Source organism: Streptomyces sp. IBSBF 2435 (assembly GCF_036815005.1).
Lineage (GTDB): Bacteria > Actinomycetota > Actinomycetes > Streptomycetales > Streptomycetaceae > Actinacidiphila.
Genome location: NZ_JAJSYW010000323.1, coordinates 1 through 3,849, shown reverse-complemented (window position 1 = coordinate 3,849; position 3,849 = coordinate 1). Strand labels below are relative to the sequence as shown.

General features: G+C 72.3%; 3 protein-coding genes. 2 read left to right on the top strand and 1 reads right to left on the bottom strand.

What is annotated here, in order from left to right:
- Positions 1-1,645, bottom strand: a 1,645-nt coding sequence (locus V7E46_RS32815; protein WP_443054422.1) for a putative Ig domain-containing protein, incomplete at its 3' end; no start/stop codon positions are given.
- 311 nt (positions 1,646-1,956) lie between these two features.
- Between V7E46_RS32815 and V7E46_RS32810 the strand changes: the two genes are divergently transcribed.
- A complete protein-coding gene (locus V7E46_RS32810) occupies positions 1,957-2,772 on the top strand; it encodes a TrmB family transcriptional regulator (protein ID WP_333771816.1) in 816 nt (271 codons plus the stop codon).
- Positions 2,773-2,872: 100 nt separating this feature from the next.
- Positions 2,873-3,760 carry a DMT family transporter gene (locus V7E46_RS32805; RefSeq protein ID WP_329173404.1) on the top strand — a complete coding sequence of 296 codons (888 nt, stop codon included), beginning with the start codon at positions 2,873-2,875 and terminating at the stop codon, positions 3,758-3,760.
- The last annotated feature ends 89 nt before the right edge of the window (positions 3,761-3,849 follow it).

The window sequence follows — 3,849 nt, the reverse complement described above, 5'->3', positions numbered from 1 at the left end:
AGCTGACGGCGCCGCTCTCGAAGCCGGGGTTGGCCAGCAGCTGGCCGGCGGTGCAGCCGCCGGTGGTGCTGGTGATCGTCCAGGTGAAGGACGCCGAGCCGCTGGCGTTGGTGGTGTCCTTGGCGGTGACGGTGACGGTGGAGCTGCCCACCGTGCTGGGAGTGCCGGAGATCAGGCCGGTCGAGGCGTTGATCGTCAGGCCCGCGGGCAGGCCGGCCGCTGAATACGTCAGGGTCTGGCCCGACGCGGAGTCGGTGGCGTGGACCTGGACGCTGACGGCGGTGCCGACCTTGGTGGACTGGTTGCCGGGGCTGGTGACCGTGACGGTGTTGCCGCCGGTCGAGCCGCCGTTGGTGAAGGCGGCCGTGCCGTTCGGGGTGCCGAGGCCGGTCGGGCCGTCGTAACCCGCCTTCGCGGTGCACAGGTAGCTGCCGCCGCAAGACCCGTTGGTGCCGGTGGTCACGTCGTTGAGGGCGCTGGTGTGCGCGTACGGGTAGGAGGCCGGGGTGCTGCCCGCGGCCGGGGTGCCGGCCAGCGCGTAGACCGAGGCGATGATCGGCGACGAGGCGCTGGTGCCGCCGTAGACCTGCCAGCCGCTGGCCTGGTAGCTGTCGTAGACGGCCAGGCCGGTGGCCGGGTCGGCGACCGCGGAGACGTCGGCGACGGTCCGCTTGGCGCAGCCGGTGTCGGTCTGCCAGGTGGGCTTGGCGTCGTAGGCGGAGCAGCCGGAGCCCGCGCCGTCACCGGTGGTCGAGCCCCACACCTTCTCGGTCCAGCCGCGGGTGGTGCCGCTCGACCGGCTCAGCGAGGTGCCGCCGACCGAGGTGACGTAACGCGACGAGGCCGGGTATTCGGCGCCGTAGCCGCTGTCGCCCGAGCTGACCGTGATGGCCACACCGGGGTGGTTGAAGTACTGCGAGTCGGCGGTGGTGTCGCTGGAGTCCTCATCGCCGCCGTAGCTGTTGGACACGTACTTCGCGCCCAGGGTGACGGCCTCGTTCACCGCGGTGCCCAGGTCGTCCATGCTCGCCGAGGTGGCCTCGACCAGCAGGATGTGGCACTGCGGGCACACGGCGCTGACCATGTCGAGGTCGAGCGAGATCTCGCCGGCCCAGCCGGAGTCGGCGGACGGGTAGCTCGTGCCGCCGGTCTGGTTGACCTTCTTGAAACAGCCGTTGGACGTGGTGCAGGCCGGCAGGCCGTACTGGCTGCGGTAGGTGCCCAGGTCGGCTTCCGCGCTCGGGTCGTCCTGCGCGTCGACGATGGCGACGGTGGCGCCGGCGCCGGCCGACGGCAGGGCGTACGCGCTCTGCAGGTCGGTGGGGCCGTAGCCGGACGGGGTGGCATTGGGGGAGATGCCGAGGTGGTGGACAACATCGGTACGTGCCAGCGCCAGGCAGGACATCTGCCCCGCGGTGGCCGGGGCCGAGCAGAGGCGTGCGGTGTGCGCGGCACTGGCGGCGCCGCCGGTGGCGCCGGTTGCCGCGGTGCCGGTGGCGGCGGGGGTGTTGGCGCCGGGGGTGGTGGCGACGGACGGGGACGCGGCGGCGACCATGCCGCCGGTGGCCAGCGCGCCGGCGGCGACGACCGCGACAGCGGCGCGGCGGACGGCACGTCTGATCCGGCCGGGACTTGTCAGCTGCAATGAACTGCCCTCCATGGGGGGATCTGCTCCCGAGGGCGCCCGCGAACGATCCTTCTGTCAAGGTCATGACAACGGATCATGGAGCGGTATCGCCCGGGACTTCGTGTGGCGCACGTTCACTGGTGATCACGTTGACGACGGCTGTCAACTTCCGCTCACTGCCACCACGTTCAGTGGTGGCCGAGGATGAAGCTAGTGAACCCAAGCCCAAGGGACCACCGGGTAATGGCAAAGGCTTCCCCTCGAATCGCCACCGGCGATTTCCGGGCCCGCTTCCCCGGGACGATCAGCGCCCTATACGTTGTGGCGCCATGAGTACCGAGGAAGAACCCGTCAACGACCTTGTCGCGCTGGGCCTCGCGCGCTACGAGGCGCGGGTCTACCTCGCGCTGGTGCGCCGCGAGTCGTATACGGCCGCGGAGGTGGCACGCGCCGCCGACGTACCGCGGCAGCGGGTCTACGACGTGCTGGACACGCTCGTACGGCGGCGGCTGGCCACCGCGCACCCCGGGCGGGTGGCGACCTTCTCGGCCATCGCCCCCGAACTCGCCGTCGCCCGGCTGATGGCCCTGCAACGCGAACAGCTGGAACGCCTCGACCGGGTCTCGACCGCGCTCACCAGCGCGCTCGTCCCCGTCTGGGCGGACGGCCGCAACCACACCGTGCCGCTGGACTACGTCGAGATCCTGCGCGACCCCAAGTCCATCGCCGAGGCCTTCACCGACATCCAGGCGCACGCCTCGCACGAACTGCTCAGCTTCTGCAAACCGCCCTTCGTCGCCCCCGCGGCCAACACCCCCGGCATCAAGGTCGCCCGCAGACTGCGCCGCTCGGGCGGCACCGTGCGGGCCATCTACACCCATGACGCGCTCGACGACGAGGACGTGCTGGAGAACGTACGGCGCTTCGGCGCGGCGGGGGAGGAGTGCCGCTTCACCGCGGAGCTGCCGCTCAAGCTCATCGTCGCCGACGCGCGCCTCGTGCTGTGCGACATGCCCGACCCGGTCGCCGGCGCCGGCACCACCACCGCGCTCTACATCGAGCACCCGGCGCTCGCCGCCTGCCTGCGGCTGGCCTTCCTGACCGTGTGGGACAGCGCGCAGACCGTCGCCGGCACCCTTCCGTGAGGCGGACGGGGGTGGCCGCGGGAGAGCGCCCGCGGCCGGATGCGACGCGGCGGCCCGGCGGACACCGCTGATGGCGGGGGTCCCGGGCTAGAGTGAGCCCGTGGCCGTGTTCCTGCTCGGAGTGGGTGCCGCCTGCTGCCTCGGGTTCGGATTCGTGCTGCAGCAGCGCGCGGCATCCCGCGCTCCGCTCGCGGATTTCCTCTCCTTCCGGCTGCTGCTCGACCTGCTCCACATGCCCGACTGGCTGCTCGGCGTCGGGCTCATGGTGTGCGGCCAGGTGCTGGGCGCGGTCGCCCTCGGCTACGGCGAGGTGTCGCTGGTCGAACCGCTCACCGCGACGAACCTGCTCTTCGCGATGGCGCTGTCCCGGCGGCTGACCGGCCAGCGGCTGGGCTGGAGCGGCTGGGCCGGCGTCAGCCTGCTGGCCCTCGGCGTGACCGCCTTCATCGTCGCCGGCCGGCCCAGGGGCGGCGGCACCGAAGCCGGGGCGCTGCGGCACTGGCTGGTCTTCGGCATCGTCGCCGGGCTCGCGATGCTGCTCACCATCAAGGCCCGCCGACTGCCCAGGTCGGGCGAGGCGGCACTGCTCGGCCTGGCGGCCGGCCTGCTCTACGGGCTCCAGGACTCCCTGACCCGGGTGTGCGGCCAGATCGTCCAGGACCGCGGGATCGCCGTGCTCGCGGTGTCCTGGCAGCCGTACGCCGTCGGTGTCATCGGGCTCACCGGCATGCTGCTGGTGCAGAGCGCCTTCGAGATGGCGCCGCTGCGGATGTCGTTGCCCTCGCTGACCGCCGCGCAGCCAATCGCCGGGATCGTCTGCGGTGTCGGCTTCCTCGGCGACCGGCTGCGCTTCACGCCGGGCGCGCTGGCCTGGGAGGCGGCGGGCCTGGCGGCGATCGTCGTCGGCGTGGTGCTGCTCGGCCGCCATCCCGCGATGCCGGCCGGCTCGGCGAAGCAGGAGCCGATCGGGGCGACACGCTTGCGCTGAGCTTTACGGGGTCCGGGGCCGGGGGCGCCTCTTGCGGCGGGGCTGCCGGGTGAGGTGGCTGGTCGCTGTCTCTTATACACAACACCGAG